Below are 20,151 nucleotides of genomic sequence, written 5' to 3' on the forward strand. Positions count from 1 at the left end.
AGATTATTGCCGCAGACGAAGGGACGGTGCGCTTGCGCCGCCGCCGCGGCTGACGTATGGTTGCGCCTTCAGGGATAACCGAAGCACTGCCTCGAAACCCGCCGAACCCGGCCCGGCATGCAAGCCGTGGCCCCACGTACGACGGGAGGCGATCTTGGACAGGCGCGTCTATCTGCTGACGGCAACGGTATTCCTGGCGGGCATCGCCGAAAACATCTGCATCGGCATCCTGCCTTCCATTGCCGGCGATCTCGGCGTTTCCGTGGCATCCGCGGGACAACTGACCACCATCTTCTCGGCCGTCTTTGCCATCGTGGCCTTCGTCTCGTCGGCGCTGCTCGGACGCGGCGATCGCAGGACGCTGATGTTGATCGCGCTGGCCGTGTTCGCCTCGAGCAATGCAATCGCCGCGGCGAGCCCCAACTACCCTGCCCTGTTCGGCGCGCGCGTGCTGATGGCGGGCAGCTGCGCGCTGGTGATCCAGTTGGCGGTCATGCTCGCCACCTCGCTCGCCGGTCCTCAGCGGCAAGGCCGTGCCATCGGTATGGTGTTCGTCGGCATCAGCGGATCGCTGGTCCTCGGCGTACCGGCGGGCATGCTGCTCGATCAGTGGGCAGGCTGGCGCGCGGTGTTCGCCACGCTGGCGGCGCTATCGCTGCTGCCCGGCGCGCTGCTGTGGATGGCCATGCCGCCATCGCCGATGGAGCGGAGCACGTCGCTGCGCGCCTATTGGCGCGAGCTCGCCGATCGGCAGGCACTGAGCGCGCAACTGGTATCGGTGGCGATGATCGGCGGGCATTTCACGCTGTTTGCCTATCTGACGCCCTACCTGCAGGCAAACCTGAGCCGCGACCCCTCGGTACTGACGGCCGCCTACCTGCTGTTCGGCGTGGCCGGCGTCGTCGGTGCCTGGCTCGGGGGCTGGTGTTCGGACCGCCTCGGCAGTACGCGCGCCTTGATTGCATGCCCCGCCGCGTTCTGCATCGCCATGGCGGCGCTGCCCTCCGCCACCGTTTCACCCTGGCTGCTGCTGCCGGCGATGGTCGTGTGGGGAGCGATCAGCTGGTCGGTCTCGCCCATCGTGCAGAACTTCCTGGTGCAGACGGCCCCCGGCAACGCCGATATCCGCGTCGGTATCAATGTCGCGGCAATGCATGCCGGCGTGGCCGTGGGCGCCGCGGCAGGCGGCGTCATCGTCGGTCGAGGCGAACTGCTGAAAGCGCCGTGGGCGGGCAGCATGCTCGTCGTGCTGGCGTTCGCCTTTGCGGTGGCGGCCGTACGGATTCACGCAGGCGCGGGCCGCGCGTCCGAAGCACGCACACCTGCGGGCTCCGGGCTCGGCAAGTAGACCACCGATCGTCACTTTGGCGTGCCGCAAGGGCGGCAGCGGCCATCTCTCTCTTCCGTTCCATCAAACGGTTCAGCCCACGCGCGATTATGCGATTTTTCTCATGGCGACTCTGCTGGAGTCCATGAGAAGGTCTTGGCCGCGCGTATAGCGCTCCTTGATCCGAAGTGCCGAATAGTGTGCTCTAGAACTCTCCGTGTTGTTGAGCACTTCCGGCCATTCCACTACAGTGCAATATTCCACTATGATAGAAATTCGCGAGTACCCGCCGTTCCGAAGGTGGCTGAGCGGACTGCCCGACGAGGCCACCAAGGCTGTGATCGCTCGACGGCTGATGCGGCTGTCCGTCGGCAACTTCGGCGACGCCAAATCCGTTGGAGGTGGAGTTTCAGAGCTTCGCATCGACTACGGACCGGGTTTCCGCGTTTACTTCGCCCGCGAAGGCCCCCGCGTGGTGCTGCTGCTTGGTGGTGGGGACAAGTCGACGCAACACCTCGACATACGCAAGGCGCAAGCGCTGTGGGCAGAAATCAAGAGGACGCAAGCATGAAGGATCTGGAATATCGTACGTTCGACCCAGCGCGGTATCTCGACACCGACGAGGCGCGCGCCGCGTTTCTCGCGGACGCGCTGATGGATGCGGATCATCCTGAGTTGTTCGCCGAAGCACTGGCCGCAGTCGCACGCTCGCGCGGCAACATTGCCGAGACGGCGCAGGCCGCCGGGTTGTCAACCTCGGGGCTCTACAAGATTCTGGGCGCCGACAGCGATCCGAAACTCTCGACGTTGCGGGCCTTGCTCGATGTACTGGGCGTTGAACTGACGATCCGTCCTAAGCTCGCGCACTAAGCGGACCCGTGCGGACGGACCGCCTGCGCCCCTATCGCGTCGTCCCCAGCGCGCCCCCGTATTGCGCCGCGCCCTGCTGCCGCGACACCAGGCGCGCGGGCACCAGCAGCGTCAGCACCGCGCCCGCGACCAGGCAGCCGGCCAGCAGATACATGCCGGCATTGGTGCTCTGCGTCAGGTCCTTGAGCCAGCCGACCGCATAGGGGCTGATAAAGCCGGCCAGATTGCCCAGCGAATTGATCATCGCGATGCCGGCGGCCGCGCCGGTGCCGGCCAGGAAAGCGGTCGGCAGGCTCCAGAACAGCGGCAGCGTGGTCATGATGCCGATCGTCGCCAGCGTCAGGCCCACCATCGCCAGCACCGTGCGGTCGTGCCACAGCACCGACAGCACCAGTCCGATGGCACCGGCAATCGCCGGAATGGCGATGTGCCAGCGGCGCTCGCCCGTGCGGTCCGCGCTGCGCGCCACCAGCACCATGCCGAGCACGGCGACACCGTAAGGAATCGCGGTCAGCAGGCCGATGTCCAGCGCGCCCTTGACGCCGGTCTGGCGGATGATCGTCGGCAGCCAGAAGCTGATGCCGTACAGCCCCATCACGAAGCTGAAGTAGATCGCGCTCATCATCCAGACGCGCGGGCTCGACAGCACGCGCCGGATCGGCATGTCTTCCTTGTGCGCCGTTTCCGCGGCGATGTTGCGCTCGAGCACGGTCTTTTCCTCGGCGGTCAGCCACTTGGCATGGCTGATCCGGTCGTCGAGGAAGGCCAGCACCCACAAGCCCACCAGTACCGACGGAATGCCTTCGAGCAGGAACATCCATTGCCAGCCGGCCCAGCCGTTGCGGCCATCGAAGGTCTGCATGATCCAGCCGGACAGCGGGCCGCCGATCACCCCTGACAGCGCGACCGCGGTCATGAACCACGTGGTCGTGCGCCCGCGCCGTTCGGCGGGATACCAGTAGGTCAGGTACAGGATGATGCCGGGGAAGAAGCCGGCTTCTGCAACGCCCAGCAGGAAACGCAGCACGTAGAACATCGTCGGCGTGGTGACGAACATCATCGCCGCCGAGATCAGGCCCCACGTGATCATGATCCGCGCGATCCAGACCCGCGCGCCGACCTTGTGCAGGATCACGTTGCTCGGCACCTCGAACAGGAAGTAGCCGATGAAGAAGACGCCGGCCCCCAGGCCATAGACCGTTTCGCTGAATTTCAGGTCGTTGAGCATCTGCAGCTTGGCGAAGCCGACATTGACGCGATCCAGATACGCGACCACATAGCACAGCAGAAGAAAGGGAACGAGGCGCCAGCTGACCTTGCGGTAGATCGCGTCTTCGAATCCAGCATTCGTGGAACTCATGGCTGTCTCCTGATGGTTGTCATGCTTGACGGGGTGGCGACGGTGATGCCGCCATTGGCGATGCAAGCGGGCCGCCTCGTGGGCGGCCCGTGCGGTGTGCGAAGCGGTCAGACGCAGCGGCCGCCGTCCACCTCGATGCAGGTGCCGGTGACGAAGGCCGCTTCGTCCGACGCGAGGTAGAGGCAGGCCGCGGCGATATCGGCGGGAGTGGACATGCGGCCCATCGGAATCGTGGCGAGGAAGGACGCGCGATTCTCGGGTGTGTCGGGCTTGCCCATGAACTGTTCGAGCAGGCCGGTGGCGCCGATCACCGGATTGACGCAATTGACGCGGATATTGTCCGGGCCGAGCTCGGCGGCCATCGCCTTGCTGGCGGTCACCACGGCGCCCTTGCTGGCGTTGTACCAGACCAGGCCCGGACGCGGCCGGATCGCCGCGGTCGATGCGATATTGACGAACACGCCGCCGCCGCGCTGGCGAAAATGCGGAATGAAATGGCGCGCGGTCCAATACAGGCTTTTGACGTTGACGGCCTGCACGCGATCGAATTCGTCTTCGGTGATTTCCAGAATGGGTTTGTTGCGATGCGTGGTGCCGGCATTGTTGACGACGATGCCGACATCGCCGAATGCGGCCAGCGCGACCTCGCGCATTGCCTCCACATCGCTGCCCTGCGAAACGTCGGCCCGCACGGCACGGGCGTGTCCGCCGGCCTGTACGATCGACTGCGCCACTTCCGCAGCCTTGGCCTCGTCGATATCGGCGACCACCACGCGCGCGCCTTCCCGCGCAAACAGGTTGGCGATGCCCTGGCCAAAGCCCGAACCGCCACCGGTCACCACCGCCACTTTGCCCGCCAGTCTCATCGTTGTCTCCATCGTTATGGTGCGGCTACATGGCGGGACATTTTAGCTTCGCTTTGCGATCGGAGTGGCATCCGGTGAAATACTGCCGATTGCCATATTGGCAGGGCGCGAGGCGAAAAGAATCAGACGGCGCTAGCGGCGGCGCGATCCAGCACCACGAAGTATTTCCGCACCGGCTCGATCACCTCGAATACCCCTTCGAATCCGGCGGGAATCACGCAGGCATCGCCGGGGCCGAATTCGCGGGCCTCGCCCGCGGCATCGCTGATGCGCAGGCGGCCGCTGATCACATGGAAGAATTCCTCCTTGCCCTGTGGAAACGCAATACGCCACGCCCCGGGCTCGCAGGCCCAGATGCCGCAATCGAAATCGCCATGCGTCGCGCTGTAATGCGTCCACGTGGTGCGATCGGGATTGCCGCGCACCAGGCGGTCGGGACGCGGATTGTCGTGCGTGGGAATGGGTTCGGTGCGAAAGTCGATCAGCTTGGTCATGGGTACCACGGTGTAGTCGTATGGAATGGTGTCATTCGCGAGAGCGTACTCGGCAATCGTTATCCGCCCGCGCCGGTCCAGCGCAACTCGCTCAGATAGTCGTGGCCATCGGTGGCCATCCAGGTGCGCCGGAATTCGACCGGAGCGCCTTGCAGATCGAATGCCACGCGAATCGCCAGCAATACCGGATGTCCGGCCGGCAAGCCGAATGGAGCGGCCATGTCTTCCGGCAATACGCGCGCCTGCAGGCGATCCTCGACACGGCTGATCGATACGCCGCACTGCTGCTCCAGAAACGAATACACCAGATGCGCAGCGGCGCCATCCTCGCCCCACTCCCGAGCGCCGACGCGGGCAAACGGAAAGGCGATCGTTTCGAGCACCAGCGGCTTGCCCTCGATATCCCGGCGGCGCCGCAGCCGGTAGACCATCGCATCGTCCTGCAGCTTCAGCGCCGCCCTTTCCTCTTCGTCGGCGCTCGCTCGTTCGCGGCTCAGGATGGTATCGACCGGCAGCCGCCGCGCGCCATCGGCACGATCGACCAGGCGAAAGAAGCTGGTGAAGGCGCGCTCGTCGGTGGCGCGCGCGACGAAGGTGCCGCGGCCGCGATGGCGCGTGACCAAGCCCTGGCCGCTGAGCACATCGAATGCCTTGCGCACCGTGCCGACGCTGACTTTCAGGTCCCTCGCGAGCGCCTCCTCGCCGGGCAGCAATTGGCCTGGCAGCCATTCACCGCCGATGATGCGTTCGCGGATATGCCGGGCAAGACGGACAAAGGCCGGGCTCAGATCGATGGCAGTCATTCGCGAATTCTATATAGAACATAGAAATAACACTACAGAATTTGATTCCCAACGGTTTATCGAGTCCCTACAGTCACCATCCATCTGCACCGCGAATTGCCGCGAATGGCCGCGAATTGCACGACGGCTCCACCGCCATTTCACGGCAATTTCAGCGCCAATGCCGCAACGGCCTCGATGCAGCGCCAATAACCGGCTGGGTGTGCACGCAAGGCCGGACGACCGAGGAGACAAACGCATGAACCGACCATTGACCGCCGCGCGCCTGCTTGGCGCGCTGACGCTGGCCGCCGCCTGCGGCGCCGCCATCGCGCAGACCGCGTATCCGACCCGCCCGGTGACCATCGTGGTGCCCTACTCGCCCGGTGGCACCACCGATATCGTCGCGCGGCTGGCCGCGCAATATCTGTCCGAGTCGCTGGGCAAGAGCTTCGTGGTGGACAACCGCCCAGGCGCGAGCGGCACCATCGCCGCCGGCATGGTGGCCAAGGCCGCGCCCGACGGCTATACGCTGCTGGCCAACGAGGTCGGCCAGACGGCGACGCCGGCGCTGTTCTCGAACCTGAAGTACGACCCGGTCAAGGACCTGACGCCGGTCACGCTGATTGCCGAAACGCCGGTGGTGCTGGCCGTCACGCCGTCGCTGCCGGTACGCACGCTCAAGGACCTGCTGGCCTACGGCAAGGCGCATCCGAATGCGCTGAACTACGGCTCCGGCGGTGCCGGCAGCGGCCCGCATATCGCCGGCGAATTGTTCAAGCAGGTATCGGGCATTCCGGTCACGCATGTCCCCTACAAGGGCTCCGGTCCGGCGATCACGGACCTGATGGCCGGGCAGATCCAGATGCTCAGCTCGGCCGCGCCCACCATCGCGCCGCACGTGGTCAGCGGCAAGATCCGCGCGCTGGCCGTGGCGGGACCGCGCCGCGTGCCGACGCTGCCCGATGTGCCGACCGCCGCTGAGGCCGGCCTGCCGGGCTTCCAGTTCAGCATCTGGTTCGGGCTGGCGGCGCCGCATGGCACGCCGCCCGAGATCGTCAACAAGCTCAATGCCGAACTGCAGAAGATGCTGCAGCAGCCCGCGATCCGCGAAAAGCTGTCGGCCGCGGGCGCCGATCCAGTCGGTGCCGGTCCGCAAGCCTTCGGCAAGCGCATTGCCAGCGAAACCCGCCGCTGGGGCGACCTGATCCGCCAGTCGGGCATCAAGCTCGATTGATCGAACCCATCGAATTGCCATGAACAAGCCCATCCATCGCATTACCTCCGTCGAAGCCCTGCATGTCGGGCAATTCCTCTATGCCCGCATCCGTACCGAGGCCGGCCTGACCGGCTATGGCGAGGCCGGTTCCTGGGGCCATATCGAGGCCGCCAAGGCCGCACTGGAAAAATTCGGCCAGTACCTGATCGGCAAGGATGCGAACCAGATCGAGCTGCACTGGAACGTGATGCAGCGCTTCTCGCATTTCCGTGGCACCGCCGTCAACGCCGCGGTATCGGCCATCGATATCGCGCTGTGGGATCTGCTCGGCAAGCGGCTGCAGGCGCCGGTCTGGCAACTGCTGGGCGGCGGCTATCGCGACAAGCTGCGCGTCTACGGCCATGTCTACGCGGAAACGCTGGATGAGGTGCTGGCCGATTGCCGCCGGCTGCGGGCGGAAGGCTTTACCGCGGTCGGGCATATCAATCCCTTCCTCGATGAACCGGAGGGCGACGCCTATTTCCGCTCGCATGCCGGCAAGGTGCGCGACGCAAAGGAACGCGTGATGGCGTTTCGCGAGGCGGTCGGTCCCGATGTCGATCTGCTGATCGAGATGCATCGGCGCCTGAGCCCGGCGGAGGCCATCGCCATCGGGCAAGTCCTCGAGCCGATGACGCCGATGTGGCTGGAGGATCCACTGCGGCCGGAGTTCTATCCGCAGATGACGACGGTCGGCCATGCGATTCGTGTGCCGATCGCCACCGGCGAGCGCTTCTGCACGCCGGCCGAATTCCAACTCCAGCTCGCCGGCGGTGGCGTGCGTTTCGCGCGGACCTCGGTCTGCGTCTGCGGCGGCATCACCGGCGCCAAGAAGATCGCCGCGCTGGCGGAGGCGCAGAACATCGATATCGCGCCGCACAATCCGCTGTCGCCGATCAGCCTGGCCGCCTGCATGCAGGTCGCCGCAGCGGTGCCGAACTTCGCGATCCAGGAATATCCGACCGGTTTCGAGAATCTGGTGCTGAAATCTGGCCAGAAGCTGCTGGGCGCCGATCTGGTCAAGGGCTATCCGGTGCCGGAGAACGGCTTTATCGCAGTGCCGGACGCGCCGGGCATCGGCATCGAGCTGGTCGACGACGTCGAGCACCGGCGCGCACCGCTGTATCGGCCGGTGTCGATGCGGCGGACCATCGATGGCGCGCCGCTGGACCAATAAGGGCATCGGCCCGCTGTACGCTTCGCTCTACGCCTCGCTCTACGCCTGCTCGCCGATCTGGCTCTCCAGTTCGGCGAGCCGCTTCTTCAGCGCCCGCTCCTGCTGGAAGCGGGTGGTCTCGTCGCGGATCACCGCGACGATCCCGGTCACGGCGCCTGCCGCATCCTTCAGCAGCGCGACGGTGAAGGCGATCGACATCGCCTTGCCGTCCTTGTCGACCGCCGGCACCTTTAGCAATTCGCTGCCGTAACGCGTGATGCCCGTGGCCATCGTCTTGTCGTAGCCTTGCCAGTGCCGGGCGCGCAGCCGCTCCGGAATGATCAGGTCCAGCGACTGGCCCAGTGCCTCGGCTTCGGTATAGCCGAACATCCGCTGCGCCGCCGGATTCCACAGCGTAATGGCGCCGTTGGCATCGGCAATCACGATGGCATCGCCGATTGCCGCCACCAGTTGCGCGTAGTCGATCGGTTCCGGCATGGAGATCTCCTCGTTGTCGTTGTCTTCGTTGCCCGTGCCTTCGGTGCGCCGGGTGCTGGACCGACGGTAGCCCCAACCGGCCCCGGCCCGCAACGAATGCCGCGACGCCAGCGTGGAGATTCGCATTCGCCGCGGTACTGAGCACGGTTCGGCGATTTCGCTTGGGAATCAATCCGGCACCATTTAAGATGCCGCCCTGAGTCAGGCCGGAGAAGCCAATGGCGCGGCCTTTTTGTCGATCCGTCATCGATCCGTCATTGCCAAACAGAATGCTGCGAGCGCGCATCCCCCTTTATCTGGCGTTCCTGATCGCCATGCTGATCACTGTCCCGGCGAGCGCGGGTCCCGCGAAACTCGACGCCCGCCTGCATGCCGCGGCCGCCCAGGGCGATGCCGCCGCCATTGCGCTGCTGCTCAAGCAAGGCGCGAATCTGGAAACGCGGGACGACAGCGGCGCCACGCCGCTGCTGATCGCAACCCGCCACAACCATATCGACGCCGCCAGGGCGCTGATCGATGCCGGCGCCAACGTCAATGCCAAGGATCGCATCCAGGACAGCGCCTATCTCCATGCCGGCGCGCGGGGCTACAACGAGATCCTGAAGATGACGCTGACACATGGCGCCGACCTGAAGAGCACCAACCGCTATGGCGGCACGGCGCTGATTCCGGCGGCCGAGCGAGGACATGTGCAGACCGTGCGCATCCTGATCGCCGCGGGCGTCGACGTCAATCACATCAACCGGCTGCATTGGACGGCCCTGCTCGAGGCCATCATTCTCGGCGATGGCGGACCGAGCTATACCGAGATCGTCCGCCTGCTGGTCAACGCAAAGGCGGATGTCAATATCCCCGACGGCAAGGGCGTGACCGCGCTGCAGCATGCCCGCCAGCGCGGCTATCGCGACATCGAGAGGATCCTGGTCAAGGCCGGCGCGCGGCAATAGCACCGCGGCCGGACCTCCGCGCTAGCGCTGCATGCCCCAGCGCCGGACCGTGGCGGCCTCCAGCGTGCGGAACACCAGCCCTTCGACCAGCAGGCCGATCAGGATCACCATCGCCAGCCCGGCGAACACGCGGTCGGTATAGAGCTCGTTGCGGTTCTGGAAGATGTACCAGCCCAGGCCGCCCTTGCCCGACGACGCGCCGAACACCAGTTCGGCAGCGATCAAGGTACGCCAGGCGAAGGCCCAGCCGATCTTCAGGCCGGAGACGATGGCGGGAAGCGCGGCCGGCACCAGGATCAGCAGCACATAACGCAACCCACGCAAGCCATAGTTTCGCCCCGTCATCCGCAAGGTCTCCGGCACGCCGCGAAAGCCCGCATAGGTGTTCAGCGCCAACGGCCACAGCACCGAGTGGATCAGCACGAAGATCAGGCTGCCGCTGCCCAGGCCGAACCACAGCAGCGCGAGCGGCAGCAAGGCGATTGCCGGCAAGGGGTTGAACATCGCGGTCAGCGTGTCGAGCAGGTCGCGGCCGATCGCCGTCGAGACCGCCAGCGTGGTCAGCACGAAGGCGAGCGCGATACCGGCGGCATAGCCTTGCAGCAGGATCGTCAGCGAGATCGCGGCCTTGCTCGGCAGCTCTCCGGTCGTCAGCCCTTCGACGAAGGCCTGGGCAGTGGCGAGAAAGGACGGCAACAGCAGATCGTTGTTCTGCAGCCGGGCGACGGTCTCCCACAGCGCCGCCAGTGCCACAAGGATCACGGCGCGACGCAATCCGCTGTTCTGCCATAGCCGCTGGCGCAGCGGCAGCGCCCGGGCGACCGCGGCCGCGGTGAAGGGTTCGAGGTCGCGCTCGTATTCGGGCCGCAGCGGCGGATGGACAGCTGATGTCGTCGTGGCGATGGTCGTCATGGCCCGTCCTCAGCGTGCATGTGCCGCGCGCGGGGAGTTCCCACGAACGCTGGCGTTGTCGGAGTCGGCCCCGGCGTCCGGCGCCGGCGTGTCGAACAGCAGCCGATGGATGCGCTGCGCGGTCTGCTGGAAGGCCACGCTGCCCTGGCTGTGCAGATCGAACTGATGGCTGTTCAGCTCGGCGCGCACCCGGCCTGGATGCGGCGACAGCAGCAGGATGCGGTTGCCGACCACCAGCGCCTCCTCGATCGAATGGGTGACGAACAGCAGCGTGAAGGCCGCGTCCTGCCACAGCGCGAGCAATTCCTCCTGCATGCGGCGGCGGGTCAGCGCGTCGAGCGCCGCGAACGGTTCGTCCATCAGCAGCACCTTGGGCCGCAGCGCGAGCGCCCGCGCGATCGCCACGCGCTGCTTCATGCCGCCGGACAGCGTATGGGGATACGCGTCGGCGAAGTTGGCCAGGCCCACCTTGTCCAGATAGTGCAGCGCCACGTCGGCCGCCTCCGCACGGCGCAGCCCGCGCGCCTGCACCAGCGGGAACATCACGTTCTGCTTGACGGTCTTCCACGGTGGCAGCTGGTCGAATTCCTGGAAAACGACGATGCGGTCCGGTCCCGGCGCCCGCACGCGTTCGCCGTCGAGCCGGATCTCGCCTTCGATCGGCGGCACGAAGCCCGCCACCGCTTTCAGCAGCGTCGACTTGCCGCAGCCCGACGGGCCCAGCAGCACGAAGCGGTCGCCGGCATGCACATCGAAGCTGACGCGGTGCGTGGCGCGCACCACGCGCTCCGGCGTCCGGTATTCCAGCGAGACGTCGTGGATCTGCAGCAGCGGGCCGCGTTGGCCGGCCGGGCTGACCACGCGCAACGGTTGCGAGACGGTGGCGGTCATGGTCAGCTCCCCTGGGCGGTGACCGGATCGGCGAAGAAATAGTCCTGCCAGGACTTCGGCTGGTTGCGGATCGCGCCGACGCGATGCATGAACTCCGCCAGCACGAAGGTGTTCTGCGGCGCGATGCGGAACTGCACCTGCGGGTTCTTCAGGATGCCGACCAGCAGCGTCCGGTCGATCTTCGCCTTGTTGGCACGGATATAGAGGTCGGCCGCCGCCTCCGGATTGGCGGTCGCAAAACGCGCCGCCTCGGCCAGTGCGTCGACGAAGGCGCGGTAGGTCTTCGGGTCGTCGTTGCGGAATTTTTCGGTGGCGTACAAGACCGTCGACGAGCTGGGGCCGCCGAGCACGTCGTACGAACTGAGCACGATATGCGCGTTCGGATTGCCGGCCAGTTCCTGCTCCTGGAATGGCGGATTGGCAAAGTGCGCGGTGACCTCGGTGCCGCCATTGATGATCGCGGATGCCGCCTCCGGATGCGGCATCGCCACGGTCCATTTGTCGAGCTGGTTGAATGCCTTGTCGCCCCATTGTTTCGCCGCGGCGAGCTGCAGCACGCGCGACTGGACCGATACGGTGACCGCCGGCACCGCGATACGGTCCTTCTCGGTGAAGTCGGCCAGCGTCTTGACCTTCGGATTGTTGCTGACGAGGTAGTACGGAAAGCTGCCGAGGGAGGCGATGCCCTTGACGTTCTGCTTGCCGCGGGTGCGGTCCCACAGCGTCAGCAGCGGACCGACGCCCGCGCCGCCCACATCGATCGCGCCCGACAGCAGCGCGTCGTTGACGGCGGACCCGCCCGACAGCCGGGTCCATTCGACCTTGATGTCGACGCCCTGCTTCTGCCCGTGCTTCTCGATCAGTTGCTGTTCGCGGGCGACGTTGAGCAGCAGGTAGACCACGCCGAACTGCTCGGCGATGCGGATCTGGCCTTCGGCATGGGCGGGGCTGGCGAACGCCAGGGCGCCGGTGCCGACGGTGGCGCTGACGGCAAGCGCGGTCAGGCGGCGGCCGACGCGCAGGCGCAAGCGGCCGAGCAGGGACGAGCGGGAATACGGTGCTGCCATGGTGGGGCTCCGGAAAAGTGGTTCTCTTGTGCGTTGGGTACTCGGACCGCCCGGAAGACGGTCCGTCTGGCCGATCGACCCGGTCGATTCGGGTCGAGCGGCCGCGATGTCCGTGCCGTCAGAACGGGATGTCGCCCTCGATCGTGGTGCGGTACATCACGCGCCGTTGGTCGGCCGGACAGCCGGCCGCCAGATGCAGCAGCGACCGGTTGTCCCAGAACACCAGATCGTGCGGCTGCCAGCGATGGCGATAGACGAACTCCGGCTTGACGCTGTGCGCGAACAGCGCATCGAGCAGCGCGCGGCTTTCGTCATCGGGCAGGCCGACGATGCGCGTGGTGAAATGCTCGCTGACGAACAGTGCGCGCCGGCCGGTCTCCGGATGCGTGCGAACCACCGGCTGCAGCACCGGCTTGACCTGCGCGATCTGCTCGGCCGTCAGGTTCGGCCGCCATGGGCTGCGCTGCTGCAGCTCGGCATAGCGCGCCAGATAGGTGTGCTCCGCCTGGCGACCCTCGACCGCCCGCTTCAATTCCGCGGGCAGCGTCTCCCAGGCCAGATGCTGGTTGGCGAACAGGGTGTCTCCTCCCTCCGCCGGCAGCTCCTGCGCGTGCAATAGCGAGCCCAGGCTGGGCTTTTCCTTGTACGACAGGTCCGAATGCCAGAAATGGCCGGCGTCGCCGAGCCCGATCGGCTTGCCGTCCTTCAGCACGTTCGAGACGATCAGGATCTCCGGATGGCCTGGCAACTGGAACTGGTGCAGCACGTGGATCTGCAGCGGACCGAAGCGCCGGCTGAAGGCGATCTGCTGGTCGGGCGTGATGCGCTGATCGCGAAACACCAGCACGTGGTGGTCCAAATGCGCGCGGTGAATACGGGCGAAGTCCGCATCCGATAGCGGCTGCGACAGGTCCAGCCCGACTACCTCGGCCCCGAGCGGCGCCTCGAAGGGACGAATCTCGAAGCCGGTGCCGGCGCGTGGCGTCACGACGGGAGGACGCGCGGGCGGTGCCGCCTGGAGGGAAACGGTCATGTCTGGTACGTAAACTGGGAATGGATCAAGGCACGATGCAAACGCGGTGCTCGCGCTCGCATCGAATGAGATCGATGCTAAGGAGACCGCCCATTGCCGGTCAACGAATCAAATCGTTTGGTCTTATCCGTTCCTCGCATATGGGCGCGCCGTTCTGACCGCCTGATGAGACCAGCCTGATGACGCCGGCCTGATGAGGCCGGCCATCCGCCATGAACTTTACTGTTATCTCATGGTCACACGATCCGCTTCTTTCCTCCGTGCCAACGGCCTCGCCGCCGGCGCCGTTCCCGACCATCTGGAGCCTTGCATGAATACGACCCCGCCCCGGTTGTTGCCGCTATCGACGCTCGCCGTGTCGCTGGCCCTGACCGCGACGTTGCCCGCCGCCATGGCGGCCGAGCCCGGCTCAGCCAGTACCCCGCCTGCTGCCGTCACCCCCTACGGCCCGCAACTCGAAGGCTTCCCCTACCCCCACCCGATCCAGCGCTTCACCTTCCAGTCGCAGCAGCAGGACCTGTCGATGGCCTTCATGGATGTTGCACCGAAGGGCAAGCCCAACGGCCGCACCGCGGTGCTGCTGCACGGCAAGAACTTCTGCGGCGCGACGTGGGAAGCCACCATCGAGACGCTGGCCAACGCCGGCTACCGCGTGATCGCGCCGGACCAGATCGGCTTCTGCGCGTCCACCAAGCCCCGCGGATACCAGTTCAGCTTCGCGCAGCTCGCGGCCAATACGCACGCGCTGCTGCAATCGCGCGGCGTGACGCGCGCCACCGTGATCGGCCATTCGATGGGCGGCATGCTGGCCGCGCGCTTCGCGCTGCAGTATCCGAAGGCGGTGGAGCAGCTGGTGCTGGTCAATCCGATCGGGCTGGAAGACTGGCAGGCGGAGGGCGTCCCGTATGCCACCGTCGATCAGCTGTATCAGGGCGAGCTCAAGACCAGCTTCGACTCGATCAAGGCTTATCAGCTGCGCTTCTACTACAACGGCAAGTGGCGCCCCGAATACGACCGCTGGGTTGCGATGCAGGCCGGCATGTACGCCGGTCCCGGCAAGGAACAGGTGGCCTGGAACCAGGCACAGACCTCCGAGATGCTGTTCACGCAGCCGGTGATTCACGAGTTTTCGCGGATCGCCGTGCCGACGCTGCTGATGATCGGCGAGAAGGACCGCACCGCGCCAGGGGCGAACCGGGCCGCGCCCGAAGTCGCCGGCAGGCTGGGCAACTATCCGGTGCTGGGACAAAGCGCCGCACGCACGATTCCGAACGCGACGCTGGTGGCGTTCCCCGAGCTGGGCCATTCGCCGCAGGTCGAATCGCCGGGGCAGTTCCACAAGGCGCTGCTGCGCGGGCTCGGCGCGGCGGACAGCCCTCGTTGAGGGCGAGACAACGCAGCGATCGGGGGCGCGATCGGACAAGCCGCCATCGCATCGGCGATCCGTCGCGATCGATCAGTCCAATCGAAACCTGACAATCTCCATGCCCGCAACCGCCAGGGCAACAACGCGCTGTGTGCCGCCGCGGCCAACGGCAAGACCGATATCGTCCGTCAATGGGTCAACGCCGGCGCGGACATCGATGCCCGGAACGAGGCTGGCCGCCCGGCCGCCAGGCTCGCCGCGCGCGCCTGACACGGTGACGTGGTCAGGCTGCTCGAGACGCCCCGCATCGGTTGACGCGACATGACGGCCGCCCGCGCAAGGGGGCGGCCGCCGGCGCAAGGGGGCGGCCGCCGGCGACGCCGACTGTCACACCGACGCCGGCAGCAATACCACCTTGGCCGCGGCCACTCGGCCGGCGGACAGATCGTTGAATGCGTTTGGCCCATCGGCCAGCGCACGGGTCTCGACCCATTCCAGCCCCCCAAAGCTGCCCGCGTCAAGCGCCGCCACGGTCGCGCGCATATCGGCCATCGTATAGGTGTAGGTCCCGAGCAAGGTCAGTTCGGCAAGCGTCAGCTTGCGCATATCGATCTCGCTTTCCCAGTCCTGCAGGCCGATATGCATCACTACCCCGCCAGGGCGTGCCGCGGCAATGGCGAGGTTCCGGGTTGGCTTGGCGCCGACCGCATCGATCACCAGATCGTAGGTCGACTCCTCCGGGGTACAGGACAACGGATCGATCGTCTCGCACCCCAGATGCCGGGCCACCGAAGCGCGGCGCAGCGCATTGGTTTCGGCCACGGCAATGTGCCTGCACCCATAGGACTTGACCAGCGCGGCGGTCAGCATGCCGATCGCACCGCCACCTATGACGAGCGTGCGGGCCTCCGGCAAGGGACGCACCATCGCCCTCATCGACAGATTGAGCGCATGCAGGGCCGTAGCAGCCGGCTCGGTAAGTGCCGCAGCGACGCTCGGCAGCGAATCCGGGATTGGAATCGCGCAGCGAATCGGAACAGCAAGATACTCGGACAGCGCGCCGGGCCGGCTCATCCCGACCATGCCGCGCTCGGCGCACAGGTTGTCCCGGCCCTGCAGACAGTACTCGCAGCGCCCGCAGGTCACCAACGGATTGGCCGTGACGCGCACGCCAACCGGGAGCAACGCCTGGTCGCTGCTCTCGACGACAGTCCCGGAGAATTCGTGGCCCAGGACCAGTCCTGGTTGTCGGCGAGGATCGTGTCCGTGATAGGCATGCAGGTCGGAGCCGCAGATGCCGCTGGCATCGATTCTCAGCAGCGCTTCGCCGGTGTGCAGAGCGGGCATGTCGCGCTCCTGCAGCGCGACGGCATGGGGTTCGGTATAGACGATCGCTTTCATGGGAGGGGCAATGAATCCAACGGCGGAGAAAGAGAAACGGGAACTGCGAGGCGACACCCAGCCGCCCCACCCAGATCAGGCGTTCGCCTTGGACGGCGCCAGCCCATCGTGCGAGGTACGGCCACTGCGAGACGAAATCCACATCGTGCATGCCGCGCTGAGGATGCCGATTGCCAGCACATAGGCACACAGGTACCAGGGATCGCCTCCGCCCTTGGCGTTCAGCCACGTCGCGACGATGGGCGTCAGTCCGCCGGCAAATACGCCCGCGAACTGGTAGACGAAAGAAATGCCGGTGTAGCGCACGCTCGGGTCGAATACCTCGGAGAACATCGACGACATCGTGCCGAACACGGCAGCATGGAAGACGCCGAACGGGATGATGATAGCGGCCCAGACCAGCATCACGTTTCCTCCGGAATGCTGCATCAGCCAGAAGGCGGGGAACGCCGACAGCCCCGCCAGCAACGCGCCGGTGCCATAGACCAGCGGCCGGCCCACCCGATCCGATACGGCACCCCACAGCGGGATGAACAGCGTCATCACGCCGGCGCCGATCAGCACGCCAAGCAAGGCGTCGTTGCGGGACAGCTGCAGCGTCTGCGTCAGGTAGGACAGCGAGTAGACGCCGAACACGTTGAAGAACACACCGTCGATGAAGCGGGCCCCCATGCACGCGAGCACCACGCGGGGATATTGCCGCAGCATCGCCACGAACGGCAGGGGCTGGCGCTCCCGCTTGCCGCGCTGCGCGCCGGCGAATTCCGGCGACTCTTCGACGTGGGTCCGCATATAGGAGCCGATCAATACCATCACGGCGCTGAACAGGAACGCGATACGCCAGCCCCAGGCAAGAAAGTCCGCATCCGACAGGCCGAACGACAGCGCCGCGATGACGCCGCTGGCAAGGACCAGCCCGAGCGACATCCCTGTCTGCGGCAGGCTGGCAAAAAAGCCGCGCCGCCGCGGCGGGGCGGTCTCGAAGGTCATCAGCACGGCACCGCCCCACTCTCCGCCCAGTCCGATCCCCTGCGCGATCCGGCATATCAGCAGCAGGACGGGAGCCCAGACGCCGATCTGTTCGTAGGTCGGGATCAGCCCGATGGCCGTGGTGGCGACGCCCATGATCATCAGCGTCAAGACCAGCATCCGCTTGCGGCCCAGCGTATCGCCGAAGTGGCCGAAGATGATGCCGCCGAGGGGGCGTGCGATGAAGCCCGCGGCGAAGGTGGCGTAGGCGAGCAACGTGCCGACCATGGGATCGGTGGACGGGAAATAGAGCTTGTTGAAGACCAGGCCCGCCACCACGCCGTACAGAAAGAAGTCGTACCACTCCACCATCGCGCCGATCGTGCTGGACGTCACTACCTTGCGTAGCTTTCGCCCTGCGTCCTGCTCCGCCATCCGTGCCGTCATGGCTGTCTCCTGTGGGTCTTGTCATGGGGGCGCGTTCGACGCCCCGGGTATCGATGAGGTCGGGTCCGGCTTCCCCGTCTGCGCCGGCAGTCGCCTATTTCGCCGTGTAGCCTCCGTCGACCATGAAGGTCTGGCCGGTGATATAGGCCGCCATATCGCTGGCGAGAAACGCCGCCAGCCCCTGCAGGTCCTCCAGTTCGCCATTGCGCCCGACGCAGGTGCGGCCGGCGTGATGCTGTGCCAGCGCCGCGTCGGCAAACACCGGACTGGTCAGTGCGGTCGGGAAGAAGCCCGGTCCGATGGCATTGCAGGTAATGCCATGAGAGGACCACCGCTGGGCGATCGCACGCGTCAGCTGGACGACGCCACCCTTGGCGGCGCCGTATGGCGCGCTGTCCGCGAAGGCGCGATACGACTGCAGCGAAGCGATATTCAGGATGCGCCCCCAGCCGGCATCGCGCATCGCGGGCGCCAGCGCCTGGGTCAGAAAAAACGGCGCGCCAAGGTGCGTATCGAGCTGAAGGCGCCAGGACGCGGGGGTGACAGCTTCGAAAGGCTCGCGCAGGTTCATGCCGGCGGCATTGACCAGGATATCGATATGCCCGTGCCGCTGGCGCACGGCCCCGACCGCGGCGGGGATGGCGTCGAGATCGGAGACGTCGCAGGCGATCGTGTCGACGGCTATGCCCAGCGCATCGAGCCGGCCCGCGGCGGCATCGAGATGCGATTGGCGGCGCGCGGCCAGCAGTATGCGCGCGCCGGCCAGGCCCAATGCGGTCGCGATGGTCTCGCCGATTCCCGAACTGCCGCCAGTGACCAGGGCCTGCCGGCCGTTCAGCGCGGGCGCAAGCCGGCCAATGGGTGCCGAGCCATGGAACGCCGGCATGCTCAAACCTCCACCGGCGCGCCCATCTCGACGCGGGAACCCGGAAAGTACTTTCTCATGCGGTCGTCGGCGGTCCGCGCATGCGCCTCCATGCCTTCAAGGCGCGAGATGCGGGCGGTGACCTGGCCGATCTGGCGGGTCGCTTCACGCGTCATCCTTTGCCACGTCAGCGTCTTCATGAACTTGTGAACCGACAGGCCGCCCGAATACCGGGCCGCGCCCTTGGTCGGCAGCACATGATTCGGACCGCTGGTCTTGTCGCCGAACGCCACCGTGGTCTCCTCGCCGAGGAACAGCGAGCCATAGCACGTCAGATTGGCGAGCCACCAATCGAGGTCGCGCGCATGGACCTCCAGATGTTCGGACGCGTAACGGTCGGAGATGTCGACGACCGCTTCGCGGCTGTCGCACAGAACAACCTCACCGTAGTCACGCCACGCGGCGGTCGCGGCATCCTTGGCGGTCGGGGGCAACGCGGCGATCAGTTCCGGAACGAGCGCCATCACCTGTTCGGCCATTTCGCGCGATGTCGTGAACAGCCACGCCGGAGATTCGTGCCCGTGCTCGGCCTGTCCGACCAGATCGCTGGCCACAATGGTGGGATCGGCGCTGTCGTCCGCGATCACGGCAACCTCGGAGGGGCCGGCGAACACATCGATGCCGACCTGCCCGAACAGCGTGCGCTTTGCCTCCGCGACGAACTTGTTGCCCGGGCCCACGACCACATCCGCCGGCTGCCCCGTGAAGAGCCCGTAGGCCATCGTCGCGATCGCCTGCACGCCGCCAAGGGTAAGGATCAGATCCGCGCCGGCGGCCTGGAAGGCGTACAAGACGTGGGGATGGATACCCTGCCCCCGGAACGGGCTCGAGCATGCCACCACGGTCTTGACTCCCGCGGCCTTCGCCGTGGCGACGCCCATGTAAGCGGAAGCGATATGCGCGTAGCGGCCGGCGGGCGCATAGCACCCCACCACGTTGACCGGAATCACGCGCTGGCCGGCCGTCACGCCAGGGTGCAGTTCTACCGAGAATTCCTGCAGCGACGCCTTTTGCGCAACCGCGAAGTCGTGGACCTGGCGGATCGCAAAGTCAATATCGGCGCGGACCGAGGCCGGAACGTCGCGGATCTGCCGATCGATCTGATCCCGAGTCATCACGATGTCGCCAGTCCAGCCGTCGAGCTCGCGAGCGTATTGCCTGACGGCGTCCTCGCCTCTGGCCTGGATCTGTTCCAGCATGTCCGTCACCACGCGCTGCGCCGTGGCGGTTTCGGTCCGGGGTGTCTTCTCTGCCTTTTTGAGGTAGGTGATCATGTCGGCGTCCATGGTTGGCAATTTGTAAGCGTTATCATCCTTGGCGGAACATTTGGCAATCAACGACTGGATTCCGATGTAATTCGCCAAATTTGACTTTCATCGCGAATGAAAGCGCTTTCATTCACGAGAATAGTCGGGGTCCCGAAATCCGCAAGAAAGGGTTTTCCCGCATCGCCGGCCATCAGCGCACCGTGGTGGCGCGGGTTGACCAGGGCGCACAAGGATCGGAGACAATCCGCTATCACGTTGGGAGCGAAAACCGTGCGGCGAACGAGACTGGAAGATGTGGCAAGACTCGCGGGGGT

At 66.1% G+C, this 20,151-nt stretch carries 21 protein-coding genes; 8 read left to right on the top strand and 13 right to left on the bottom strand.

Going from position 1 to position 20,151, the window contains the following annotated elements:
• Window positions 1-154 precede the first annotated feature (154 nt).
• The 3 genes from FOB47_RS05985 to FOB47_RS05995 all read left to right on the top strand — a co-directional run bounded on the left by FOB47_RS05985 (window position 155) and on the right by FOB47_RS05995 (window position 2,197).
• A complete protein-coding gene (locus FOB47_RS05985) occupies window positions 155-1,348 on the top strand; it encodes an MFS transporter (protein WP_053823865.1) in 1,194 nt (397 codons plus the stop codon).
• A 244-nt stretch (window positions 1,349-1,592) separates the two neighbouring features.
• On the top strand, window positions 1,593-1,898 hold the full coding sequence (locus FOB47_RS05990) for a type II toxin-antitoxin system RelE/ParE family toxin (protein WP_174780282.1): 306 nt from the start codon (window positions 1,593-1,595) through the stop codon (window positions 1,896-1,898).
• On the top strand, window positions 1,895-2,197 hold the full coding sequence (locus FOB47_RS05995; protein ID WP_082371731.1) for an addiction module antidote protein: 303 nt from the start codon (window positions 1,895-1,897) through the stop codon (window positions 2,195-2,197). The genes FOB47_RS05990 and FOB47_RS05995 overlap by 4 nt, the downstream gene beginning before the upstream one ends.
• 31 nt (window positions 2,198-2,228) lie before the next feature.
• Here the strand turns inward: FOB47_RS05995 and FOB47_RS06000 are convergent, their stop codons facing one another.
• The 4 genes from FOB47_RS06000 to FOB47_RS06015 form a co-directional block, all read right to left on the bottom strand.
• A complete protein-coding gene (locus FOB47_RS06000) occupies window positions 2,229-3,557 on the bottom strand; it encodes an MFS transporter (protein WP_174780283.1) in 1,329 nt (442 codons plus the stop codon).
• A 107-nt stretch (window positions 3,558-3,664) separates the two neighbouring features.
• Window positions 3,665-4,423, bottom strand: coding sequence for a glucose 1-dehydrogenase (locus tag FOB47_RS06005; RefSeq protein WP_174780284.1), 759 nt, complete (start codon window positions 4,421-4,423; stop codon window positions 3,665-3,667).
• A 122-nt stretch (window positions 4,424-4,545) separates the two neighbouring features.
• Window positions 4,546-4,917: a cupin domain-containing protein gene (locus FOB47_RS06010; RefSeq protein WP_053823862.1), complete on the bottom strand. Its 372-nt coding sequence runs from the start codon at window positions 4,915-4,917 to the stop codon at window positions 4,546-4,548.
• Between the two features lie 59 nt (window positions 4,918-4,976).
• Window positions 4,977-5,720, bottom strand: coding sequence for a GntR family transcriptional regulator (locus FOB47_RS06015; RefSeq protein ID WP_053823861.1), 744 nt, complete (start codon window positions 5,718-5,720; stop codon window positions 4,977-4,979).
• A gap of 238 nt (window positions 5,721-5,958) precedes the next feature.
• On the opposite strand from FOB47_RS06015, the gene FOB47_RS06020 reads away from it, so the two are divergent.
• Window positions 5,959-6,936, top strand: coding sequence for a Bug family tripartite tricarboxylate transporter substrate binding protein (locus FOB47_RS06020; RefSeq protein WP_053823860.1), 978 nt, complete (start codon window positions 5,959-5,961; stop codon window positions 6,934-6,936).
• A 19-nt stretch (window positions 6,937-6,955) separates the two neighbouring features.
• A complete protein-coding gene (locus FOB47_RS06025; RefSeq protein ID WP_053823859.1) occupies window positions 6,956-8,134 on the top strand; it encodes a mandelate racemase/muconate lactonizing enzyme family protein in 1,179 nt (392 codons plus the stop codon).
• 39 nt (window positions 8,135-8,173) lie between these two features.
• On the opposite strand, the gene FOB47_RS06030 is transcribed toward FOB47_RS06025, so the two are convergent.
• Window positions 8,174-8,611: a PAS domain-containing protein gene (locus FOB47_RS06030; RefSeq protein ID WP_053824609.1), complete on the bottom strand. Its 438-nt coding sequence runs from the start codon at window positions 8,609-8,611 to the stop codon at window positions 8,174-8,176.
• A 269-nt stretch (window positions 8,612-8,880) separates the two neighbouring features.
• On the opposite strand from FOB47_RS06030, the gene FOB47_RS06035 reads away from it, so the two are divergent.
• Window positions 8,881-9,558, top strand: coding sequence for an ankyrin repeat domain-containing protein (locus tag FOB47_RS06035; RefSeq protein ID WP_174780285.1), 678 nt, complete (start codon window positions 8,881-8,883; stop codon window positions 9,556-9,558).
• Between the two features lie 21 nt (window positions 9,559-9,579).
• On the opposite strand, the gene FOB47_RS06040 is transcribed toward FOB47_RS06035, so the two are convergent.
• From FOB47_RS06040 to FOB47_RS06055, 4 genes are all read right to left on the bottom strand, one after another.
• Window positions 9,580-10,470 carry an ABC transporter permease gene (locus FOB47_RS06040; protein WP_053823857.1) on the bottom strand — a complete coding sequence of 297 codons (891 nt, stop codon included), beginning with the start codon at window positions 10,468-10,470 and terminating at the stop codon, window positions 9,580-9,582.
• 9 nt (window positions 10,471-10,479) lie between these two features.
• Window positions 10,480-11,361, bottom strand: a complete 882-nt coding sequence (locus FOB47_RS06045) for an ABC transporter ATP-binding protein (protein ID WP_174780286.1) — start codon at window positions 11,359-11,361, stop codon at window positions 10,480-10,482.
• Between the two features lie 2 nt (window positions 11,362-11,363).
• The gene (locus FOB47_RS06050) at window positions 11,364-12,428 is read right to left on the bottom strand and encodes an ABC transporter substrate-binding protein (protein ID WP_174780287.1); all 1,065 of its coding nucleotides are present in this window, start codon (window positions 12,426-12,428) and stop codon (window positions 11,364-11,366) included.
• A gap of 118 nt (window positions 12,429-12,546) precedes the next feature.
• A complete protein-coding gene (locus FOB47_RS06055; protein WP_174780288.1) occupies window positions 12,547-13,461 on the bottom strand; it encodes a TauD/TfdA dioxygenase family protein in 915 nt (304 codons plus the stop codon).
• A gap of 310 nt (window positions 13,462-13,771) precedes the next feature.
• Between FOB47_RS06055 and FOB47_RS06060 the strand changes: the two genes are divergently transcribed.
• Together FOB47_RS06060 and FOB47_RS26365 are read left to right on the top strand one after the other, a co-directional pair.
• Complete coding sequence (locus tag FOB47_RS06060) at window positions 13,772-14,845, top strand: alpha/beta fold hydrolase (protein ID WP_174780289.1); 1,074 nt, start codon at window positions 13,772-13,774, stop codon at window positions 14,843-14,845.
• Between the two features lie 129 nt (window positions 14,846-14,974).
• Window positions 14,975-15,097, top strand: coding sequence for an ankyrin repeat domain-containing protein (locus FOB47_RS26365; RefSeq protein WP_420839244.1), 123 nt, complete (start codon window positions 14,975-14,977; stop codon window positions 15,095-15,097).
• Window positions 15,098-15,214: 117 nt separating this feature from the next.
• Here FOB47_RS26365 and FOB47_RS06065 read toward each other — a convergent pair whose 3' ends face one another.
• From FOB47_RS06065 to hpsN, 4 genes are all read right to left on the bottom strand, one after another.
• Window positions 15,215-16,228, bottom strand: coding sequence for a galactitol-1-phosphate 5-dehydrogenase (locus FOB47_RS06065; RefSeq protein WP_174780290.1), 1,014 nt, complete (start codon window positions 16,226-16,228; stop codon window positions 15,215-15,217).
• A 75-nt stretch (window positions 16,229-16,303) separates the two neighbouring features.
• Window positions 16,304-17,644: an MFS transporter gene (locus FOB47_RS06070; RefSeq protein WP_244959168.1), complete on the bottom strand. Its 1,341-nt coding sequence runs from the start codon at window positions 17,642-17,644 to the stop codon at window positions 16,304-16,306.
• 94 nt (window positions 17,645-17,738) lie between these two features.
• Window positions 17,739-18,530 (bottom strand): (S)-sulfopropanediol 2-dehydrogenase HpsO, encoded by a 792-nt coding sequence (gene hpsO / locus FOB47_RS06075; RefSeq protein ID WP_174780291.1) that lies wholly within the window; start codon window positions 18,528-18,530, stop codon window positions 17,739-17,741.
• A gap of 2 nt (window positions 18,531-18,532) precedes the next feature.
• Window positions 18,533-19,843: a sulfopropanediol 3-dehydrogenase gene (gene hpsN / locus FOB47_RS06080; protein WP_174780913.1), complete on the bottom strand. Its 1,311-nt coding sequence runs from the start codon at window positions 19,841-19,843 to the stop codon at window positions 18,533-18,535.
• Between the last annotated feature and the right edge of the window lie 308 nt (window positions 19,844-20,151).

Origin of the sequence: Cupriavidus gilardii (genome assembly GCF_013347325.1) — a bacterium.
GTDB lineage: Bacteria > Pseudomonadota > Gammaproteobacteria > Burkholderiales > Burkholderiaceae > Cupriavidus > Cupriavidus gilardii.

What these genes read in the sequence shown, in the direction of transcription:
- FOB47_RS05990 (WP_174780282.1), top strand. Translation starts at nt 1,593, where the DNA reads ATGATAGAAATTCGCGAGTACCCGCCGTTCCGAAGGTGGCTGAGCGGA.
- FOB47_RS05995 (WP_082371731.1), top strand. Translation starts at nt 1,895, where the DNA reads ATGAAGGATCTGGAATATCGTACGTTCGACCCAGCGCGGTATCTCGAC.
- FOB47_RS06000 (WP_174780283.1), bottom strand. Translation starts at nt 3,557, where the DNA reads ATGAGTTCCACGAATGCTGGATTCGAAGACGCGATCTACCGCAAGGTC.
- FOB47_RS06005 (WP_174780284.1), bottom strand. Translation starts at nt 4,423, where the DNA reads ATGAGACTGGCGGGCAAAGTGGCGGTGGTGACCGGTGGCGGTTCGGGC.
- FOB47_RS06010 (WP_053823862.1), bottom strand. Translation starts at nt 4,917, where the DNA reads ATGACCAAGCTGATCGACTTTCGCACCGAACCCATTCCCACGCACGAC.
- FOB47_RS06015 (WP_053823861.1), bottom strand. Translation starts at nt 5,720, where the DNA reads ATGACTGCCATCGATCTGAGCCCGGCCTTTGTCCGTCTTGCCCGGCAT.
- FOB47_RS06020 (WP_053823860.1), top strand. Translation starts at nt 5,959, where the DNA reads ATGAACCGACCATTGACCGCCGCGCGCCTGCTTGGCGCGCTGACGCTG.
- FOB47_RS06025 (WP_053823859.1), top strand. Translation starts at nt 6,956, where the DNA reads ATGAACAAGCCCATCCATCGCATTACCTCCGTCGAAGCCCTGCATGTC.
- FOB47_RS06030 (WP_053824609.1), bottom strand. Translation starts at nt 8,611, where the DNA reads ATGCCGGAACCGATCGACTACGCGCAACTGGTGGCGGCAATCGGCGAT.
- FOB47_RS06035 (WP_174780285.1), top strand. Translation starts at nt 8,881, where the DNA reads ATGCTGCGAGCGCGCATCCCCCTTTATCTGGCGTTCCTGATCGCCATG.
- FOB47_RS06040 (WP_053823857.1), bottom strand. Translation starts at nt 10,470, where the DNA reads ATGACGACCATCGCCACGACGACATCAGCTGTCCATCCGCCGCTGCGG.
- FOB47_RS06045 (WP_174780286.1), bottom strand. Translation starts at nt 11,361, where the DNA reads ATGACCGCCACCGTCTCGCAACCGTTGCGCGTGGTCAGCCCGGCCGGC.
- FOB47_RS06050 (WP_174780287.1), bottom strand. Translation starts at nt 12,428, where the DNA reads ATGGCAGCACCGTATTCCCGCTCGTCCCTGCTCGGCCGCTTGCGCCTG.
- FOB47_RS06055 (WP_174780288.1), bottom strand. Translation starts at nt 13,461, where the DNA reads ATGACCGTTTCCCTCCAGGCGGCACCGCCCGCGCGTCCTCCCGTCGTG.
- FOB47_RS06060 (WP_174780289.1), top strand. Translation starts at nt 13,772, where the DNA reads ATGAATACGACCCCGCCCCGGTTGTTGCCGCTATCGACGCTCGCCGTG.
- FOB47_RS06065 (WP_174780290.1), bottom strand. Translation starts at nt 16,228, where the DNA reads ATGAAAGCGATCGTCTATACCGAACCCCATGCCGTCGCGCTGCAGGAG.
- FOB47_RS06070 (WP_244959168.1), bottom strand. Translation starts at nt 17,644, where the DNA reads ATGACGGCACGGATGGCGGAGCAGGACGCAGGGCGAAAGCTACGCAAG.
- hpsO (WP_174780291.1), bottom strand. Translation starts at nt 18,530, where the DNA reads ATGCCGGCGTTCCATGGCTCGGCACCCATTGGCCGGCTTGCGCCCGCG.
- hpsN (WP_174780913.1), bottom strand. Translation starts at nt 19,843, where the DNA reads ATGATCACCTACCTCAAAAAGGCAGAGAAGACACCCCGGACCGAAACC.